Raw genomic sequence first — 19216 nt, 5'->3', positions numbered from 1 at the left:
GGCAATCCCCTAGGTATCTACTGAACCGCCGTCATTTTGACGATGATCGGGATGACGGCGATCATCAGCACCACCGGCAGGATGCACACCACCACCGGCACCGACATCTTGGCCGGCAAGGCATGTGCCTTCTCCTCGGCCAGCGACATGCGCTTGTGGCGCATTTCGTCGGAGAACACGCGCAGCGCCCCGGCAAGGCTGGTGCCGAGTTCCTTCGACTGCTGCAAAAGCGTGGCGAAGGAGCGCACCTCGTCCAAGCTGAGGCGGTCGGCGAGCGCCTTCAAGGCATCGTCGAGGCTGCGGCCGGCCCTGAGTTCCAGCGACACCAGCTGCAGGTTTTGGCTCAGCGACGGATAGGTCTTGGCCAGTTCCTTCGAGACCCGCTCGATGCCTGCCTCCATGCTCATGCCCGCATCGGAGCAGACGATCATCAAATCCATGAAGTCGGGAAAGCCGTTGCGGTATTCGCGCATCTTTTCCCGCACCTTCTGGCTGAGCACCAGGCCGGGCACGAAATAGCCGGCGGCTCCCGACAGGATGATGAAGGTCCAGCGGCTGGTCGCGGTGGAATCGGCGCTGCCCATCCAATGGTTGACCAGGAACGCGCCGATCGTTGCGCCCACCAGGCAGGCGAAGCGGATCAGGAAGAATGTGCCGATCGCGCGCGGCTCCATATAGCCCGCCTGGATCAGCTTCATACGCAACCGGGCGACATTTTCCGGATCGCTCTTGGCGTAGAATTCCTGCGCCCGCTTCACCGCCTTCTCGCGCACGACGCTCTGGTTCTTCTTCGGCGCCGCCTCGGCCTGTTGGGGAGTCTTGCTGTCGTCGATCTTGAGCCGGCGCTTGAGATCGTTGCGGTCGCCTTTGGCTACCACGAGCGGCCATGCCACCGCGCTGCCACCCAACACCAGCAGCAGCGCGGCTACCGGCATCAGCGACGTCGGCGCCAGCGATGCAAGAAACTGGATCATCTGCTCCATCTCAGAACCGGAAGTTCGACATCTTGAACATGATGATGTTGCCCAGCATCAGCCATGTCACGGAACCGCCCAGCAGATACCACGTCTTCGGTACATCCCAGACGCTCTGATAGAATTGCGGCATCATCACCATGATGGTGGCGAACAGCAGTGCCGGCACCGCCGTCAGGATATAGGCCGACATACGACCCTCAGTCGAAATGGCGCGCACCTTGCGGCGCAGCTTGCCGCGTTCGCGGATCGTCGTCGACAGCCCGTCGAGGATCTCGCGCAGATTGCCGCCCGAACTCGTCTGGATGGAAACCGCGGTGACGAACAGCGGCAGATCCTCTTGGCCGACGCGGTCGAACAGTGAATTCAGCGCAGAAACCAGGTCGGAACCATAAGTCACCTCGTCGGAGATAACGCCGAATTCGGTGCCGATCGGATCGGACATCTCGCGCGACACCATCGAGATCGCCACCGGAACCGGATGCCCGGCCTTCAAGCCGCGCGTGATCAATTCCAGCGCCTCCGGCAACTGCACGCCGAAACGCTTCACCCGCCGGGCACGCTTGGAACGCAGCACAATCACCGGCAGCAGCGCTGTCAGCACCACAAACAGCAAAATGGCGAGCAACAGCGGCAGCCCGTACCAGAGCGCGACGAGCATCATCGCGAGCGCGACGCCCGTCGTCATCGTCAGGAATTTCGGCAACGGCATCACCATGCCAGACTGCGTGCGCAGCGCGCGAAAACGGTCGGGCGAGAAGAATGACGTGCCGGAATCGAGGCCGCGTTCCTTGCGCAGCTGAATCAGCACCTGTTCCTGGCTGATCTTGTTTTCCTGCAGCTTCATGCGCCGGTTGATGGCCAGGCGCTTGTCGCTGCGGCCGGCATAGAGCAGATAGCAGCCTTCGGCGATCATGATGCCGGTCAGCGCTGCCGCGGCATAAACGACATAGATCGGGCTGAAATTCTCGAACACCCGGCTACTCCTGCGGCCGGCCGGGTTCGAAATATTTGCCGGGGAATTCAATGCCCATATTGCGCAGGTCCTCGAGGAAACGCGGGCGAATGCCGGTCGCCTCGTAGTGACCGAGGATCTTGCCGTCGGCCTCCATGCCAGTGCGCACGAAGCGGAATATCTCCTGCATCTGGATGACGTCCCCTTCCATGCCGGTCACCTCGGCGACGCTGGTCACCTTGCGCTTGCCGTCCGACAGTCGCGTCAGCTGGACGATAAGGTCGAGCGCGCTGGCGATCTGGCTGCGGATCGACTGCACCGTCATCGGCATGCCGGTCATGCCCAGCATCTGCTCGAGGCGCGAAATGGCGTCGCGCGGCGTGTTGGCGTGGATGGTCGCCATCGAGCCTTCATGGCCGGTGTTCATCGCCTGCAGCATGTCGAAGGCCTCCTCGCCGCGGCACTCGCCGAGGATGACGCGGTCAGGGCGCATGCGCAGCGCGTTCTTGACCAGGTCGCGCTGCTTCAGCTCGCCATGACCTTCGATGTTGGCGGGGCGCGTTTCCATGCGCGCGACATGCGGCTGCTGCAGCTGCAGTTCGGCCGCGTCCTCGATGGTGATCAACCGTTCGTCTTCCGGAATGAAGGCTGACAATGCGTTGAGCATCGTCGTCTTGCCGGTGCCGGTGCCGCCCGAGATGATGGTCGTCTTGCGGGCGTGGACTGCCGCCGCCAGCACCTCGGCCATATTCTGGGTGATGGCGCCGAACTCGACCAGCTTGTGCAGGCCGAGCTTGTTCTTTGAAAACTTGCGGATCGACACCAGCGGCCCGTCGACGGCGACCGGGCGAATGGCGGCGTTGAAGCGCGAGCCGTCGAGCATGCGGGCATCGACCATCGGTTGCGATTCGTCGACCCGGCGGCCGACGGCGGCGACGATCTTGTTGACGATGCGCAACAGATGCGCCTCGTCCTTGAACGGGATATGGACCTGCTGCAGCTTGCCCCGTTTTTCGACGAAGCAGTTCTGGTGGCCGTTGATCAGGATGTCGTTGATGTCGGGGTCCTTGAGCAGCGGTTCCAGCGGGCCGAGGCCGACCATCTCATCGACGATGTCATCGACCAGCGCTTCAAGTTCGACGGTGTTGATCGCCATACGCTCCTGGCGGGTCTTTTCCGACACGAACTCCTGCACCTGCCGGCGCATCTCATCCTTGGGCAGGCGCTCCAGCGCGACCAGGTTGATTTCCTCGAGCAGCAGCCGGTGGATGCGCACGCGGGCATCGAGCACCTTGTTGGCGCTTTTTCCCGGTGTTGTCTCCGGCTTCGGCGGCAAGGCCTTGCGGTTCGTCGGGATGACCACGGCGTGATGCGCGACCGGCGCCGCCTCGGCCGGTTTCAGCGCGCGGACGTCACGGTTCTGCAGGGTCGAGAAGCGGCTGGTCATCCGGCTTTCCTCTTCAGGAGGCCCCTGCCGATGCCGAACAGCGAGCGCGATTTCTCCGGCGTCACCACGGCTTCTTCCGGCAGGATGATCCTCTTCAGATCGTTGACGACATTGGCGTTCGGGTCGATCTCATGCAGCGGCACGCCGCGGTCGACCGCTTCACGCACAAGCCGGTAATTGTTGGAGATGCCGCCGACGAAATGCTCGCCCAGGATTTCCTGGACATCCGCCTGCTTGATGCCGTTGTCGAACATCTTCTGCTCGAAACGGTTGACGATCACGTTCGGCTTCACTTCCTTGCCTGCCGTCTCGTAGACCGCCTGGATCAGCCGCTGCGTATGGCGCAGGCATGGCACCGTCATTTCAGCGACGATGTAGAGCTTGTTGGAGCCGAGCAGCACCGTCTCCGTCCACGGAAACCAGGTGCGCGGCATGTCGATGACGACGTTGTCGAAATAGGCCGAGACGAGATCGAGCATTCGCACCACGACATCGGTCTTGAACGAGCGCATTTCCGACGGATGCGTTGGCGCCGCCAGCACGCAGAGCCCGCTCGCATGCTTGGACAGCATCACGTCCAGCAGCTGACGGTCGAGGCGCTCGGGCTGGTTCTCGATTTCGGTGATGTCGAAGCGCGGCTCAAGGTCGAGATATTCGGCGCAGGCGCCTTGCTGGAAGTTGAGGTCGACCACGCAGGTCGACGCGCCGCGCGTCACCGAATGATGCAGCTGGAAGGCGGTCTGCAGCGCCAGCGTCGTGGTGCCGACGCCGCCGGCGGCCGGCATGAAGGTATAGATCTGCGACTCGGTGTTTTCCTCGCGCCCCGGCCCTTGCAGCGCGCGCACGACCGACCGCACCAGATCGGCGGTGGTGATCGGCTTGACCAGGAAATCGGCGACCTGGAGCTGCACCAGGATACGCACCGCGGCTGCGTTGAATTCCTGGGTGACGACGACCACCGGAACGCGGCCTTCAAGCCGGCGCATGATGCGCTGCAGCGACTCGATCTCTTCCAGCTTTGCCGCATCCATGTCGACGATGAGCGCGCCGAAATCGGCTTCCTGGACCTCGCCGCGCAGTTCGGTAATGTTCTTCTCAACGGTAGAAAGCTGGATCACCTCCGAAGCCGCGAACGCGGTGCGCGTATCCTGCACAAAGGTCCGGTCGCTGGACACCAGCAGGATTTTCTTGGTCTTTATGCCGCTTGCCATTTTGTCAGCCTGTCAGGTCATTCCCGGTCAAATCACCGGGCAAATCAATCGGTTGTCGCTGTCGGTTGCACTGCCTTGGCGGCAGCAGCCTGGTCGGCGGCGTTGACCGCCGCCTCACTGCGCTGCGCCGGCACCAGCAGCCTGGTGTTCTGGACGCCGTATTTCCAGGGATCGACCATCTGCATGGCCGTATTGGCGGCCTGTGCGTTGCCGGCCGCCATCGTCGGTCCCTCGGAGCGGATATAGTCGTCGCTGGTGCAGCCGCTGGCGAGGCCGGCGAGCAGCAGGGCGATGCATGGTTCCACGCGCATGGCTTCAATCCTTCGGCAGGTCGAGGAAATGCCCGACGGTGGTGACCGCGGCCGGCTGTGCCGTACTGCCGCTGGCCATTGCCACTGCACGATTGGCGTCGGACGATTTCACTTCCTCGGTGTTGTTTAGGAAATAGTCGACATTGCTGGCCGGCTGCGTGCCGTCGGTCGGCTCGAGCAGCTTCTTCGACGGATCGACCGGCTTGACCAGATAGGGGGTGACGATGATCACCAGATCGGTCTCGCGCCGCTGATATGATTTGGAGGAGAACAGCGAGCCGAGCACCGGCAGCTTGCCGAGGCCGGGAAGACGCGACGTGGTGATGTCGTTCTGTGACTGCAGCAGGCCGGCGATCATGAAGCTCTGGCCGTTCTTCAGGTCGACCGATGTCCTGGCGCGGCGCACGATAAAGCCCGGCACCGAGATATTGCCGATATTGTAGGAGGCCGAAGCATCGATCGAGGACACTTCCGGCGCGATGTCAAGGCTGACCAGCCCGTCCTTGAGAACCGTCGGCGTGAAGTCGAGGCTGACGCCGTATTTCTTGTAGCTGACGGAAATCTTGCCATTGTCCTCGGAGACCGGGATCGGGAACTCGCCGCCGGCGAGGAAGCTTGCCGTCTGGCCCGAGCGGGCGATCAGGTTCGGCTCTGCCAGCCGCCGGGCAAGGCCACGTTCTTCCAGCGCCTTGATGGCGACGTCGATCGACAGGCCGTTGGACAGCAGCCGGCCGATGATCTCGCCATTGCCGGCTCCCGGCACCGAGCCCGGCTCGATGGTGACGTCGCGCCCGCCAATGCCGTAAGCAAAATTGGCGCTGTATTTGGCGCCGAGATCCTGTCCGGCCTGGCGATTGATCTCGACGAAGCGGACGTTGAGCTGAACCTGCTGCGAGGACGAGATGTTGACCGAATTGATCACTTCCTCATTGCCGGAGAAGCGGCTGGCGATCTTGCTTGCCTTCTCGGCGGCGACCGCGTCATCGGCCTCGCCCGACAGCACGACGCGGCCATTGGCCGAGCCGACCTTGATCTTGGCGTCCGGCACGCTGGCGCGAATGGTGCTGGCCAGCTGGTCGGTGTCCAGCGTCACCTCGATGTCTACGGTGCCGACCAGCTGCTTGTTCTCGTCGAACAGCGCGATGCCGGTGGTGCCGAGATTGTTGCCCAGCACATAGAAGGATTTGTCGGTCAGCGGATTGACGTTGGCGATCTCCGGATCGCCGATGACGATCTGGTAGAAGGCGGCATTGGTCATGACCGTCTTCGGCTTGCCCTTGGCCACCTTGATCGACGCATTCGTTGTCGACGAGACATGGACTATATCGTTGTCGGCCTTGGCTGGCGCGCTGAGGCCGAGCATTACGGCCGCGGCAAGGCAAGCCCCCACCGCAAGCGCCCGCATTGGGCGCAGCCCTTTCGTCGTCTGAAATGCATGAAGTCCCGACATCTGTCCCGTCCTTCGCCCGGTTCCCACCGGCAGTTATTGCTGGTCCCGCGCAGGAACCTGGTATTCTTCGACCTGCGTGCCGCGCGTCACGATGATCGTCTTGAATTTCGGCTTCTCAGGCTCCTTGGTCGCGGCAGTGAACAGCGCGCCGGCAGCGGCCTGGACGCCGGAGGCGACCGATCCGCCGAAGGACGAGATGGTGGTGACACCGTCCTTGGCGGCACCACCGTCGGCGGCCGAGCGGAGCGACAGCGACAAGGTGCCGACGGTGCGGGCAAGCGCCACTTTCTGCGCGCCTTCGGTCGTCACCTCGATGGTCACGGAATTGGCGATCTGCGGTGTGGTCTGGCGCTCGTCGGCGCCCTGCCCCACGGTCAGCACCTTGGCGTCGGAGACGACGATCTCGGAGGTAACGGTCGATCCGGCAGCGCCCTGCGCGTTCTTGGCCACTTCCTGGATTTCGCCCGCATCGCGTGTCAGCACCACGTCGACCCGGTCGCCCGGCATGACGAAGCCGCCGACACCGGCGATCTCGTCGGTGCGGATTGTCACCGCCCGCATGCCGGGCGTCATCATGTTGGACAGCGTCGCGCGGCCGTTCGGCCCCGACAATTTGCTGATCAGCACCGGCTCGTTGATCTCGATCGGCGACAATACCACGCGGCTGCCTTCGGCGAGCAATGCATTGACTGTGGTGAACGCGCCCTGCGGCACCGAATCCTCGGACCATGGGATTTCGCTGAGCTGCGCCCGGTCAAGCTCCATGCCGTAACGCAGCGGCGCGTTGGCCACCACGATGGTCTTGAAGACAACCTTGGGGACGGCGGGCGCCGGGATCGACGCCGTTTTCTCTTCGGCATCGGCCTTGGCCTGGCTTTTCACCCAGAAATCCGCGGCAAAGATTGAAATCGCGCCGAAGACGGCAGCGATGCCAATCATCGTTATGGCCTTGCCCCTCACAACCAACCCCTGACTCTCGTGGTCTTTTGTTTTGTTGGGGCGACGCTAGGCCGCTTTGTTAAAGATTCAGGAATCCCAGCGGCTCCGCACGGACCTATTTCCGCCGGCTTGGTTATCGAAAGGTTTTAGGATAAGAAGGGGTTAAATCCCCGAACGTAACAGGAACTTCCGTCGCTTGGCGCCGAAAAGCGTGGCAGTATCGACGGGTGATTCGCGGCACCGGATTCTATGGCAGGCATGGACGACAACAACGATCTTTTCGGCAATCTGGAAAAGCAGCCCCAACCGGCTCGGACACCTTCGCGCCCGGCCGACCCGCTGGTGCAGGCCACGAAGCGTCCTGCCGCGACCAAGGACGGCAGCGAGGGCTATAGCGCCGCCGACATCGAGGTGCTGGAGGGGCTGGAGCCGGTGCGGCGCCGTCCCGGCATGTATATTGGCGGCACCGACGACAAGGCGATGCACCATCTGTTTGCCGAGGTCATCGATAATTCGATGGACGAGGCGGTCGCCGGCCATGCCACTTTCATCGATGTCGAGCTGTCGGCCGACGGGTTTCTGACCGTCACCGACAATGGCCGCGGCATTCCGGTCGATCCGCATCCGAAATTCAAGAAGCCGGCGCTCGAAGTCATTATGACGACGCTGCATTCGGGCGGCAAGTTCGATAGCAAGGTTTATGAGACCTCCGGCGGTCTGCACGGTGTCGGCGTCTCGGTCGTCAATGCGCTGTCGGACCATCTCGAAGTCGAGGTCGCGCGCGGTCGCCAGCTTTACCGCCAAAGGTTCTCGCGCGGCGTTCCGGTGAGCGGGCTGGAGCAGCTCGGCGAAGTGCACAACCGGCGCGGCACCAAAATCCGCTTCCATCCCGACGAGCAGATTTTCGGCAAGGGCGCCGCCTTCGAGCCGGCACGGCTCTATCGCATGACCCGCTCGAAAGCCTATCTGTTCGGCGGCGTCGAGATCCGCTGGAGCTGCGACCCATCGCTGATCAAGGAAAAGGACCAGACGCCGGCCAAGGCGGAGTTCCATTTCCCCGGCGGCTTGAAGGACTATCTCAAGGCATCGCTCGGCGATGATTTCCAGGTGACCCGCGAAATCTTCGCCGGCAAGAGCGAGAAGCAGGGCGGCCACGGCTCGCTGGAATGGGCGGTGACCTGGTTCGGCGGTGACGGCTTCGTCAACTCCTACTGCAACACCATCCCGACTGGCGAGGGCGGCACGCATGAGGCCGGCTTTCGCAATGTGCTGACGCGCGGGCTTCGCGCCTATGCCGACCTGGTCGGCAACAAGCGCGCCTCGATCGTCACCTCCGAAGACGTGATGATCTCGGCGGCAGGCATGCTGTCGGTGTTTATTCGCGAGCCGGAATTCGTCGGCCAGACCAAGGACAGGCTGGCAACGATCGAAGCCATTCGCATTGTCGAGACCGCCATCCGCGATCCCTTCGACCACTGGCTGGCCGACAATCCGCAGGAAGCCTCCAAGCTGCTGGAATGGGTGATTGCGCGCGCCGACGAGCGGGTGCGCCGGCGCCAGGAAAAGGAAGTGTCGCGCAAGAGCGCGGTGCGCAAGCTGCGCCTTCCCGGCAAGCTCGCCGACTGCACGCAGAATGCCGCCGCGGGCGCCGAACTGTTCATCGTCGAAGGCGACTCGGCCGGCGGCTCGGCCAAGCAGGCGCGCGACCGCGCCAGCCAGGCGGTGCTGCCGCTGCGCGGAAAAATCCTCAACGTCGCCAGCGCCGGCAACGACAAGCTAGCCGCCAACCAGCAGATTTCGGACCTGATTCAGGCGCTCGGTTGCGGCACGCGCTCGAAATACCGCGACGAGGATTTGCGCTACGACCGCGTGATCATCATGACCGACGCCGACGTCGACGGCGCTCACATAGCCTCGCTGCTGATCACCTTCTTCTACCAGGAAATGCCGAACCTGGTGAATGGCGGCCATCTCTATCTGGCGGTGCCGCCGCTCTATTCGATCCGGCAAGGCGGCAAGGTTGCCTATGCCAGGGACGATGCGCACAAGGACGAGCTGTTGCGCACCGAATTCACCGGCCGCGCCAAAGTCGAGATCGGCCGTTTCAAGGGCTTGGGCGAGATGATGGCCGCGCAGCTCAAGGAAACCACCATGGACCCGAGGAAGCGCACGCTGCTCCGGGTCGATGTCATCGACGCCGTGGCGGCGACCAAGGATGCTGTCGACGCGCTGATGGGCACCAAGCCGGAAGCCCGCTTCCGCTTCATCCAGGAACGCGCCGAATTCGCCGCGACGGAAGTGCTGGATATCTGAGCGCCGGCCGACTCTTCGTTTTGACGCAGTTCCGGGCGGAAAACCGTTTCAAACTTTTCCTGGAATTGCTCTAGCCTGCACTTCCGATACGGAGACCAGCTTGTGATCCGGGCGCGGCTGAAGAGCTACTTCGAAACCAGTTTGGCGGGCCTGACGCAGCCGACGCGCTCGGATTGGATTTTCGCCCTGCGCACGGTTTCGGCCGGTCTGATCGCGCTTCTCGCTGCTTACGCGTTGAAACTCGACCACCCGCAATGGGCGATGATGACGGTCTTCATCGTCGCCCAGCCGGTCGCCGGCATGGTGCTGGCGAAAGGTTTTTACCGGCTGCTCGGCACGCTGGCCGGTGGACTTGCGGCGATCGGCATCACCTCGGTTTTCGGCACCAATCCCTGGCTGCTGGTCACGGCGCTATCCGTCTGGATTGGGCTGTGCACGCTGGTTTCGTCGCTGCTGCGCAATCCGGAAGCCTATGGCGCCGCACTTGCCGGCTATACCGCGATGATCATTGGGCTGCCGGCTTTCGGCCAGCCGCACGTGGTCGTCGATCTCGCTGTCGCGCGCTGCGCCGAGATCGTGCTCGGCATCGTCTGCGCCGGCCTGACCAGCCGGCTGATCCTGCCCAAGCTGGCCGCTGACGCCATTATCTCCAGGCTGAAGCGCAGCATCCTCGACCTTGCAACCTATGCAGGCGGCGCTTTTTCCGGTGGCGACCCGGCGACGCTGGCCGGCCTGCACCGCAAGCTGATCACCGACGCCCAGATGCTGGCCGAGATGCGCGCCTATGCCCGGCTCGAAGCACCGAGCTTCGCCACCCGCGCCCATCCGGTCCGCCTAACCATCGGTCAGCTTCTCTCGGCGCTGTCGGCGGCGCGCGCGCTGCATTCGCATGCCGCGCCGAAAAACGCAGCGCTCATTCCGGTACGCTCCGAACTGCAGTCGTTGGTCAGCGAGCTGGCAGCGACGCCCGAGGCGCTGGACGACACGTCGCCCTGGGTGACGCGGCTCGACGCGATTGCCGGCAAGGCCCGGCAAATGCCCGACGCCTCGACCGATCAGGGCGACGACAGGGTCGGCACCATAACCCGCCTCACCATCGCCGCCGATTTCGCCGAAGCCTTCAAGCAGGTGCTGCGCGGCCTCGACGCCCTGCGCGCACCGGTGACGGGCCCCAGCCGGAGCAACAGGCAGCCGCCTGCGCTGGTGGTGCACCGCGATTATCCCGGGGCTTCGCGCAATGCCATACGCGCCGGCCTTGCCACGTTGGCGGTCGCCGCCTTCTGGCTGACGACGAAATGGTCCGACGCGGCCGGCACCGTCATCCTCGTTGCCGTCGTCTCCAGTCTTTTCGCCGCGCGGCCTGACCCGGTGCGGGTGTCCTGGGGCTTCTTCAAGGGAACGCTGCTGGCTTTGCCCTTTGCCTTCCTTGTCGGCCAGGTCGCGCTGCCTGCTTTGCCCGGCTTCGGCTGGTTCACGCTGTTTGTCGTGCCGATCCTGGTACCGACGGCGCTGGGCATGGCCAATCCGCGCACCGTCGGCGTGGCGACGGCCTTTGCCATCAATTTCCTCGCCTTCCTCAGCCCGCATCAGGCGATGACCTATGCCCCAGGCCCGTTTTTCGCCGGCTCGGCGTCGGTGCTGGTCGGCATCCTGCTGGCGATCGGCGTCTTCATCGTGGTGCTGCCGGTGGATCCATGGCGCGCGGCCAACCGCATCGTGCGGGCCATGCGCGAGGATCTGGCGCGGCTGTGCCTGCATGAGCGGGTGCCGCGGCGTTCGGCCTTCGAGAGCCTGGCCTATGACCGCATCAACCAGCTGATGCCGCTCTTGCAAAATGCCGGCAGGAAAGGCGATGCGATTCTGGGCGGCGGGGTCGCCGCCGTTACCGTCGGCCTTGAAATCCTGCGTCTGCGCGCGGCGCAGCAGAGCCCGTCCACTCCTACCGACACCGCGCTCTCGATCGCCAATTTCCTGCGCGGCCTCGCGCGTGAACTGCTCTTTCGCGCAACCGGCGATCCACAGACAGCAACTGTCACTGTGGCCCGGCAATATGCAGCCAGCCTTTCAGAGCGCAGCGGCGGTGCGGATATGCTGCAGATCGCAGCCTCGCTGCGCATCATCGCCGCCGCGATCGAGGATTTCCCGGATTTCTTCACCAGGGGCCGTGGCTAGGGCGTCAGGCCGCGGCTATCGCCAGCGCATGCCCGCGCGCGTTTTCCCGCAGCGCGTCGAGATGGATCGACTTGACCAGGCCGGCGAGATCGCCCTCAGTGGATTGACCTCCGAGTTCCTTCAGCATCAGCCAGCTGACTTCCTGCACGCCGGCGAGGCGCTTGCCGTTGGCGACTTCGCGCCAGATCTTGAGCGCGCGCAGGATGATGGCATGGGTGGAAGCGGCAAGGCCGGCGCTGCGGAACAGCGCCTGCAACGCAAGGTCCTGGCCGCCGGCGAGCAAGGCCCGCACCCGCTGCTCCGACTGCTGGCTGAGCGCGACCAGGGCCGAGCCGAAAAAGTCGACCTTGCCGTGGGCAATGGTGCGGATGATGAAACTTGCGGTCAGGTCGCCGCGCAGGCGCAGATGTTCGATGAGTGCCGCATGTTCCTCCGCGCGCGTGCCTTCGACCAGCCGCACCGAAGCCTTGACGCAAGCATCGCGCGTGACGCGCTCGGCTCTGGCCGCCCCCATCAGCGCCATCACCAGCGGCGAAGCCTTCAGCGTTTCGCCGAGCTTGACCAGCAGCATGTGCCGGCAGTCGGCCGGCAGCCGCACATCCGTGACCATTGCCTCGCGCAAATGAGCGATATGGCCATGCCGCTCGGCGATGCGGCGGAAGGAGAGCGAGGCTATGTCGGCGCCGTCATTGGCGAGCAGCGCCGCACACGCTTCCGGTTCGCCGATCTCGGCGATCGCCGCGGCAACCGCCATCGAAACGACCGGCCGGTCGGCGATCAGTTTTTGCGTCGCCTTGTGCCCGGCCGCGACGCGGTCGATCAGGTCGGCGTCCGTCAGCAGCGGGGAGCGCGCCAGCACCAGGGCTGCCACTTCCGGCTGATCGGAGGCAAGCGCGCTGATGATCTGCAGCGGCGCGTGATGGCTCATCGACAGCGCTTCGGCCATAGCCAGCCGCACCTTCGACGAGGCGTCGTCGAGCAGCAGCGTCAGCGCCGCTTCGGCCGCGCAACGGTCTTCGAAAGGCAGGTCGGAATTGACGTAGGCGCGGGCCAGCGCGCTTGCCGCCGCGGCGCGCTCCGAAACTCTCGCGGTGTAGATCCATTTGAGAAAATGCGAGACAACCATACTGCCTGCTACGCCCCTTGCCGGAAAGCTTCCGGCCCCAGGAATGACCCTAGGCAGAAATGGTTTACGAACGGTTCACCATGTTTATTAACTGGCTTGCGGGTGGCATGGGCAGCGCCTATCAACCGTCAGGCAGCGGAGGAGAAAAACGATGCCCGGGCTTTATCTCGAAGAGTTCGTCGTCGGACATGTCTTTCGGCACACGCTGCGCAAGACCGTCACCGAAAGCGATAACATGCTGTTCTCGGTGATGACGCTGAACCCGCAGCCGCTGCACATCGACTTCGACTTCGCCGCCAAGAGCGAATGGGGCAGACCGCTGGTCAATTCGCTGTTCACGCTCGGCCTGATGATCGGCATTTCCGTCAATGACATCACCGTCGGCACCACAATTGCCAATCTCGGCATGAAGGAGACGGTGTTTCCGCACCCGGTCTTCCACGGCGACACCATCCGTGTCGAAACGACGGTGATCTCAGTCAGGGACTCGAAATCGAAGCCGGACCGCGGCATCGTCGAGTTCGAGCATCACGCCTACAATCAGAACGATGTGCTCGTTGCCAAATGCACGCGCCAGGCGATGATGATGAAAAAGGCGGCCTGATGCGCTCGCTGCTGTTTGTTCCCGGTGATTCCGAAAAGAAGCTGGACAAAGGCTTTGGCGCCGGCGCCGACGTGGTCATCGTCGATCTCGAGGATTCCGTGGCGCCACAAAACAAGGCGGCGGCACGCGACATCGCGGCACGCTTTATCGCCGGCAACAGGCAGCAGACAAGCTCCGCCATCTATGTCCGCGTCAACGATCTCTCGACCAGATTGACCGACGATGATCTGGCCGCGCTGGTTCCTGCAAAGCCCGACGGCATCATGCTGCCGAAGTCGAACAGCGGCCAGGATGTTCAGCAGCTGTCCGTAAAGCTCCGCGTGCATGAGGCCGAAAACGGATTGCCGGATGGCGCGATCAAGATCCTGCCGATCATCACCGAGACGGCTGCCAGTTTGCTGGCCGCCGCGACCTACGCCGGGGCAAGCGCCCGGCTTGCCGGCCTCACCTGGGGTGCCGAAGATCTGTCCGCGGCGATCGGTGCGCGGGCTGCGCGCGACGACAACGGCCGCTACACCGATGTCTTCCGCCATGCCCGCACCATGACCATCCTCGCCGCCGGCGCGGCCGAAGTCGCGGCGATCGACACGGTCTTCCCCGCCTTTCGCGACATGGCCGTCTTCGAAGCCGAATGCACGGAGGCCGAGCGTGACGGCTTTACCGGCAAGATGGCGATCCATCCGGCGCAAGTGCCGGTCATCAACGCCGCCTTCACACCGTCGGCGGAGGCAGTGCAACGCTCGCAGGCCATCGTCGCGGCCTTCGAGGCGGCCGGAAATCCTGGCGTGGTCGGCATTGACGGCAAGATGTATGACCGGCCGCATCTCAGGCTCGCCGAGCGGCTTCTGGCTCGCGCCAAGGCAGCCGGGGTTTAGTCCCGCGCCAGCACGATGACCCGGTCCTCCGGCAGGTAGGCCAGCGCTTGCGACTTCAACGGGTTGACGGTGACGCCGCCCAGAGCCCGCTCATCATTCTGCGCGGCGCGAACGCGCCGGTGCCCGATGGCGATCTCTCCGCGCAACCGCGCCGATTCCGCGATCGTCCAGAACGTCACCGGCTGGTCGATGGCGACATAGTCGCCGACCGGACGCATGTAGATTTCGGAGCCCTCCTCGTCGAGCAGGTCATCGAAGATCGCGGCGAGATGCTGGTTCTCCGATGCCTGCGCCAGCATCAGGCTGACCAGCCGGTTGCTGACGACGAAGTCATCGGCCTTGGTCACCGCCGCCAACTCGCGGTTGCGCACGTCGATCATTTCGCTGACGATCGAGATATGCGTGCCGGCATCGTCTGCGATTTTGCGCAAATGCAGCAGCGTCACCAGCGTGCGCGTATCGGCGGGCTGCGCTGCCATGGTCTCGCTGTAGCCGAGGACGAGCACGTGGTCGTAAGAAGGCACGTCCAGACTTGCCAGTGCTGTTCTGCTCGACGTGTCGGTGATGCGGCAGGAAACCGCCAGATTGTCGCCGACGACCGGCAGTCCGGCAAGTTCCTGCTCGAGGCCAGGCGTATCGGCGGCGATGGTCAGGATTGACCCAGGTGCGACGTAGCGCGACAGTTCATAGGTTATGATCGGACCGCGCCGGTTCCAGCCAAGGATCAGCGTGCGCTCCGGCTTCGCCTCGATGGGCTGATGGCGAAGAATCGCCGCGGCATCGATCTTGGCTCCGGCGCTTCCCAGCTTGATGGCGGCATCGTCCTCGGCAATGATGATGGCGCGCATGTCCTTGCCGATTACCAGCTCCGACGGCGGGTTGAGATTGACGCGCCCCTGCTGGTCGCAGAGCCCGATCAGCGCGCAATGCTCATACGCCATCACTGCCTCGCCGAAGGTCTTGCCGGTGAGATCAGGCTGCTCGGTCGTGTAGATTTCGCAGCCGTCGAAATCGAGCAGCTCCGAATAGACGCCGCTGAGACCCGACTGCCGGCTCGAATGCACGACGATGCGCGAGATCAGCTGGTCGGCCAGGACAAGCTGTACCTCGGCCCCGCCGACGACGCGGGCGACCTCGGCGTTCTTTCCGTCGCGGATCTCGGCGGCGATGTTATAGGGCGCCGTGCGCCGGTTCGGGTCGTTGGCCAGCGCCAGCACCGTCTTGATCACCTGCGAATCCGGGTCGTCGCCGTCCGGCGACAGCACGATGATCGAGCGCGAGGTCTGCGGGTTGACGATGGCCAGATCGTAGAGGTCGGTCGGGTCGCCGCTGCGGCAGATGATGCGTGTATTGCCCAGTCTGCCGACTTTGGCGGCGATCTCGTCCTCCATCACCACCTTGTCCATATTGGCCATGACGACAATGCGCGGATGGCGGCGGCTGGCATTGGCAATGACGAGTTCGGAGATGACGTCGAAGATCGACGGCGACCAGTTGAGGATGATGGTGTGGTCGCTCTCCAGCACCCGCGAACGGCCCTTGCGCAATTCATCGAGCTTGCTGTCGACGCCGGCGCTGAGCACGCCGATGAGGGCCGACACGACGAAGATGCCGGCGAGCGTGACAAAGAGCATGACGAGACGAAAGGCCCAGCCGGTGTCGCCGCCCATCGTGCCGGAATCGAGCGTGCGCATCAGCGATTCCCAGAATGCTTCGAAGAAGTTCAACAGCTCGCCGCCCTCCGGCGCAATGCGGGTCACCGCAAGGAAAGCCGCGGCGGCAATGATGATCAGCAGCGAAGCAACTGCGAGCCAGCCGATCAGCGCGATCGGGCCGGCGGCCATGCTCTTGTCAAACCCGTAGCGCAGCCGGGTTCCCAGCGAGTCTCGTTTCTTCATGTCGCCGGCAACCCCCAATATTCCCCATGGTCGATGCGCCGACCCCAACGCATCGCCGAAGCCGCTGTCTTAGCCGGTGTTTAAATAAAGGGGAATCGCTTTCGGGTGTCAGTCGTTCCACGGCCCCGCATAATCGGCATAGAGCTTTGCCGGATCGGGCCGCGGCCGTTCCGGCGCCGGTCCCTGATAGGAGCCAATATGGATAAACCCGACAACACGTTCCTGTGGCGCCAGTCCCAGCAGCGCCCGGCCCTCCGCCACGTCGGAATACCAGTTGCTGATCATGTTGGTGCCATAGCCCAGCGCATTGGCTGCGATCATCAGGTTCATCGCCGCCATGCCGCCGGACAGGAACATTTCCCATTGCGGGATTTTTGGATTGTCCTTCGGAACCGACACCACGCCGATCACCAGCGGCGCGCGGGAAAACCGCGCCAGCTCCTGGTTGCGGCGGTTTTCCGGCAGCGGCCCTTCGCGCTGTTCGGCGAGCGCCGCCAGCTTCCTGCCGATCTCGAGTCGCGCCTCGCCGCGATAGAGGATGAAGCGCCACGGCTCCAGTCGGCCGTGATCGGGCACACGGCTTGCAGCCGCGATCATGGTCGCGATATCGCCATCGCTGGGCGCCGGTTCCTTCAATTCAGGAATCGGTGCGGAGTTTCGGGTCAGCAGGAAGTCGATGATCGGCGNATCGCTGGGCGCCGGTTCCTTCAATTCAGGAATCGGTGCGGAGTTTCGGGTCAGCAGGAAGTCGATGATCGGCGACGCCATGGGGCCAGGTCTCCTAAAGCACTCGATTTTGAGCTGAAGCGCGCCATTGCGGGTGGGGCGGCTCGTGCATTGGCGCGGACGCGCCGGACGAAAGAGCCGTTGCCAAGGCGGATCGGACTCTTAAGCCTTGAAATTGCCACCGCCTTGGGCTTCAACGCAAGGCATGTTTGAGGGGACATCGCGCCTTTTCCTGATTTGGCTCGCCGTAGCGCTGTTTGCGCCGGCCTCGATGGCCATGGCGCAGAATGCCGACGGCATCGGCAATCTGAAACTCCCCGATATTTCGAGCTATGCACCGCCCAAGGGCGAGACGCCGCTGGCACTAGGTGGCGGCGGCGCCATAACGCTGTCGGCCCAGTTGACCGACAAGGGCGCCGACATCACGCGCGGCATCGTCTGGCGCGTCTTCAAGCCCGAGGCCGCCGGCGACGGCAAGCTGCCGATGGTGGCTTCCGCGCATGGCGGCAGCGCCGTGTTCCAGCTCGAACCCGGCAGCTATCTGGTCCACGCCTCATACGGACGCGCCGGCGCCACCAAGCGCATCACCGTCGGCAAGGACGCCAGGCGCGAAAGCCTGGTGCTCGATGCCGGCGGCCTCAAGCTCGACGCGGTGCTGTCGGGCGGCGTGCGTATTCCGCCGAAAAAACTGCGCTTCTCCATTTATGAGGGCACCGCCGAGGCCAATGGCGACCGCGCTTTGATCATTCCCGATGTCGAGCCGAACAGCGTCGTGCGGCTCAACGCCGGCGTTTATCATGTCGTCTCCACCTATGGCGCGGTCAATGCCGTTATTCGCTCCGACATCCGTGTCGAAGCCGGCAAGCTGACCGAAGCCACCGTCGAGCATCGCGCGGCGGAGGAGACCATGAAGCTGGTGCGCGAGACCGGCGGCGAGGCCATCGCCGATACATCCTGGTCGCTGCTCAACGAATCCGGCGATCCGATCAAGGAGGCCGTCGGCGCCTTCGCCTCGATGGTGCTGGCCGAAGGCCAATACACCATCATCGCCAAGAACCGCGACCGCATCTACCAGAAGGATTTCACCGTCGTTGCCGGACAGAACCAGGAGATCGAGGTCCTGGCCACCGAAGCCTCGGCCATCGATCCCGAGGAAGGCGCCGACTAGGTTGTGGACTCATAAGCCCGAAGCCACAGCCGGACGGATCGACCTTGCGATTCGTTTCTAGGCACCGGTTGGAGTGGCTACGATCCGGCATTCGTGGTATGTTTTTGCGGCCTTGAAAGCATGACCCGTACCGCAGTTTGCCTTGGGAGATGCCAAATGCGCATGTCCTTGCTTTTCATTCCACTACTGCTTGCACCGATTGTATCGCATGCCGCCGGCATTCACGACGCCGCCATGAAGGGCGATGTCGCGGCGATCACGGCAGCGCTCGACGCTGGTGCCGGCGTCGATGAGAGCGACGGGCGCACGACACCACTCTATCTTGCGGTCAAAGGCGGTCATTTTGCAGCGGCAAAACTGCTCATTGAACGCGGTGCCGACGTCAACGCCGTCCCGGACCCGCGTTTGGGTCCTGCCCTTATTCTGGCTTTGGCAAAACGCAGGACCGATTTGATCAATCTGTTGCTGGACGGGGGCGCAAATCCAAATTCGAAGCGCAGCCGCGAAAACGCTATCCACATCGCGGTCAATCTCGGTTGCCTCGATTGCGTGAAAGCACTGGTTGAGGCCGGCGCGGACGTGAATGCGAAGACAAAGGACGGCAAGACACCGCTCCATCTGGCAAAATTCAAGGGGCAACGCGAAGTTGCTGACTATCTCATGTCGCACGGCGTCGTGTTGCCAACGCCAGCTCCGATCTCGATGAAGTTGGCTGCTGCCGATGTCGAGAAAGGCCGAACCTACTTCACACACGTGTGCCACGGTTGCCACAATGCCGAGCCACAGGGAGGGATCAAAACGGGACCGAACTTATGGGGCGTCGTCGGCCGCGACAAGGCATCCATGGCAAATATGCGTTACTCCGACACCTTGCTGGCCTTAGAGGGTGTATGGACGTACGAGGACCTGAACAAATATCTGCTTGAGCCCATGCTCACCACGCCGGGTGTTTACATGGAGGTGCCTGGCGTCCCGGACGAGACCGAACGGGTCAACCTGATCGCCTACTTGCGTACACTCAGCGACAAACCGCTCCCACTGCCCTAG

General features: G+C 63.5%; 16 protein-coding genes. 6 read left to right on the top strand and 10 right to left on the bottom strand.

Going from position 1 to position 19216, the window contains the following annotated elements:
- Positions 1-17: 17 nt before the first annotated feature.
- The 7 genes from X733_RS157980 to cpaB all read right to left on the bottom strand — a co-directional run bounded on the left by X733_RS157980 (position 18) and on the right by cpaB (position 7287).
- Positions 18-983 (bottom strand): type II secretion system F family protein, encoded by a 966-nt coding sequence (locus X733_RS157980; RefSeq protein ID WP_023681595.1) that lies wholly within the window; start codon positions 981-983, stop codon positions 18-20.
- 1 nt (position 984) lies between these two features.
- Positions 985-1950 carry a type II secretion system F family protein gene (locus X733_RS157985; protein WP_023681596.1) on the bottom strand — a complete coding sequence of 322 codons (966 nt, stop codon included), beginning with the start codon at positions 1948-1950 and terminating at the stop codon, positions 985-987.
- Between the two features lie 4 nt (positions 1951-1954).
- The gene (locus tag X733_RS157990; protein ID WP_023667600.1) at positions 1955-3376 is read right to left on the bottom strand and encodes a CpaF family protein; all 1422 of its coding nucleotides are present in this window, start codon (positions 3374-3376) and stop codon (positions 1955-1957) included.
- A complete protein-coding gene (locus X733_RS157995; RefSeq protein ID WP_023681597.1) occupies positions 3373-4587 on the bottom strand; it encodes a response regulator/pilus assembly protein in 1215 nt (404 codons plus the stop codon). Before X733_RS157995 ends, X733_RS157990 begins: the two co-directional genes overlap by 4 nt.
- Positions 4588-4631: 44 nt before the next feature.
- Complete coding sequence (locus X733_RS158000; RefSeq protein ID WP_023681598.1) at positions 4632-4898, bottom strand: hypothetical protein; 267 nt, start codon at positions 4896-4898, stop codon at positions 4632-4634.
- A 4-nt stretch (positions 4899-4902) separates the two neighbouring features.
- Positions 4903-6303 carry a type II and III secretion system protein family protein gene (locus X733_RS158005; protein WP_031193121.1) on the bottom strand — a complete coding sequence of 467 codons (1401 nt, stop codon included), beginning with the start codon at positions 6301-6303 and terminating at the stop codon, positions 4903-4905.
- A 78-nt stretch (positions 6304-6381) separates the two neighbouring features.
- Positions 6382-7287, bottom strand: coding sequence for a Flp pilus assembly protein CpaB (gene cpaB / locus X733_RS158010; protein ID WP_023681601.1), 906 nt, complete (start codon positions 7285-7287; stop codon positions 6382-6384).
- 258 nt (positions 7288-7545) lie between these two features.
- On the opposite strand from cpaB, the gene parE reads away from it, so the two are divergent.
- Together parE and X733_RS158020 are read left to right on the top strand one after the other, a co-directional pair.
- Positions 7546-9600 (top strand): DNA topoisomerase IV subunit B, encoded by a 2055-nt coding sequence (gene parE, locus X733_RS158015; protein ID WP_023691142.1) that lies wholly within the window; start codon positions 7546-7548, stop codon positions 9598-9600.
- A 102-nt stretch (positions 9601-9702) separates the two neighbouring features.
- Entirely contained in the window at positions 9703-11772 is a 2070-nt protein-coding gene (locus X733_RS158020; protein WP_023751528.1) for an FUSC family protein, read from the top strand.
- 4 nt (positions 11773-11776) lie between these two features.
- On the opposite strand, the gene X733_RS158025 is transcribed toward X733_RS158020, so the two are convergent.
- Positions 11777-12898, bottom strand: coding sequence for a DUF2336 domain-containing protein (locus tag X733_RS158025; RefSeq protein ID WP_023751529.1), 1122 nt, complete (start codon positions 12896-12898; stop codon positions 11777-11779).
- A gap of 151 nt (positions 12899-13049) precedes the next feature.
- Between X733_RS158025 and X733_RS158030 the strand changes: the two genes are divergently transcribed.
- Entirely contained in the window at positions 13050-13502 is a 453-nt protein-coding gene (locus X733_RS158030; protein WP_023751530.1) for a MaoC family dehydratase, read from the top strand.
- Positions 13502-14377 (top strand): CoA ester lyase, encoded by an 876-nt coding sequence (locus X733_RS158035; protein WP_023751531.1) that lies wholly within the window; start codon positions 13502-13504, stop codon positions 14375-14377. The genes X733_RS158030 and X733_RS158035 overlap by 1 nt, the downstream gene beginning before the upstream one ends.
- On the opposite strand, the gene X733_RS158040 is transcribed toward X733_RS158035, so the two are convergent.
- Together X733_RS158040 and X733_RS158045 are read right to left on the bottom strand one after the other, a co-directional pair.
- On the bottom strand, positions 14374-16275 hold the full coding sequence (locus X733_RS158040; protein WP_023818145.1) for a hypothetical protein: 1902 nt from the start codon (positions 16273-16275) through the stop codon (positions 14374-14376). The two genes, X733_RS158035 and X733_RS158040, sit on opposite strands and share 4 nt — an antisense overlap.
- A gap of 108 nt (positions 16276-16383) precedes the next feature.
- Positions 16384-17043 (bottom strand): nitroreductase, encoded by a 660-nt coding sequence (locus X733_RS158045; protein ID WP_245274392.1) that lies wholly within the window; start codon positions 17041-17043, stop codon positions 16384-16386.
- A 163-nt stretch (positions 17044-17206) separates the two neighbouring features.
- On the opposite strand from X733_RS158045, the gene X733_RS158050 reads away from it, so the two are divergent.
- Positions 17207-18169 carry a hypothetical protein gene (locus X733_RS158050; protein ID WP_023695450.1) on the top strand — a complete coding sequence of 321 codons (963 nt, stop codon included), beginning with the start codon at positions 17207-17209 and terminating at the stop codon, positions 18167-18169.
- A 156-nt stretch (positions 18170-18325) separates the two neighbouring features.
- A complete protein-coding gene (locus X733_RS158055; protein ID WP_023818143.1) occupies positions 18326-19216 on the top strand; it encodes an ankyrin repeat domain-containing protein in 891 nt (296 codons plus the stop codon).

It is taken from the genome of Mesorhizobium sp. L2C066B000, assembly GCF_000502335.1.
Classification (GTDB): domain Bacteria; phylum Pseudomonadota; class Alphaproteobacteria; order Rhizobiales; family Rhizobiaceae; genus Mesorhizobium.
This window is presented reverse-complemented; position numbering and strand designations above follow the sequence as displayed.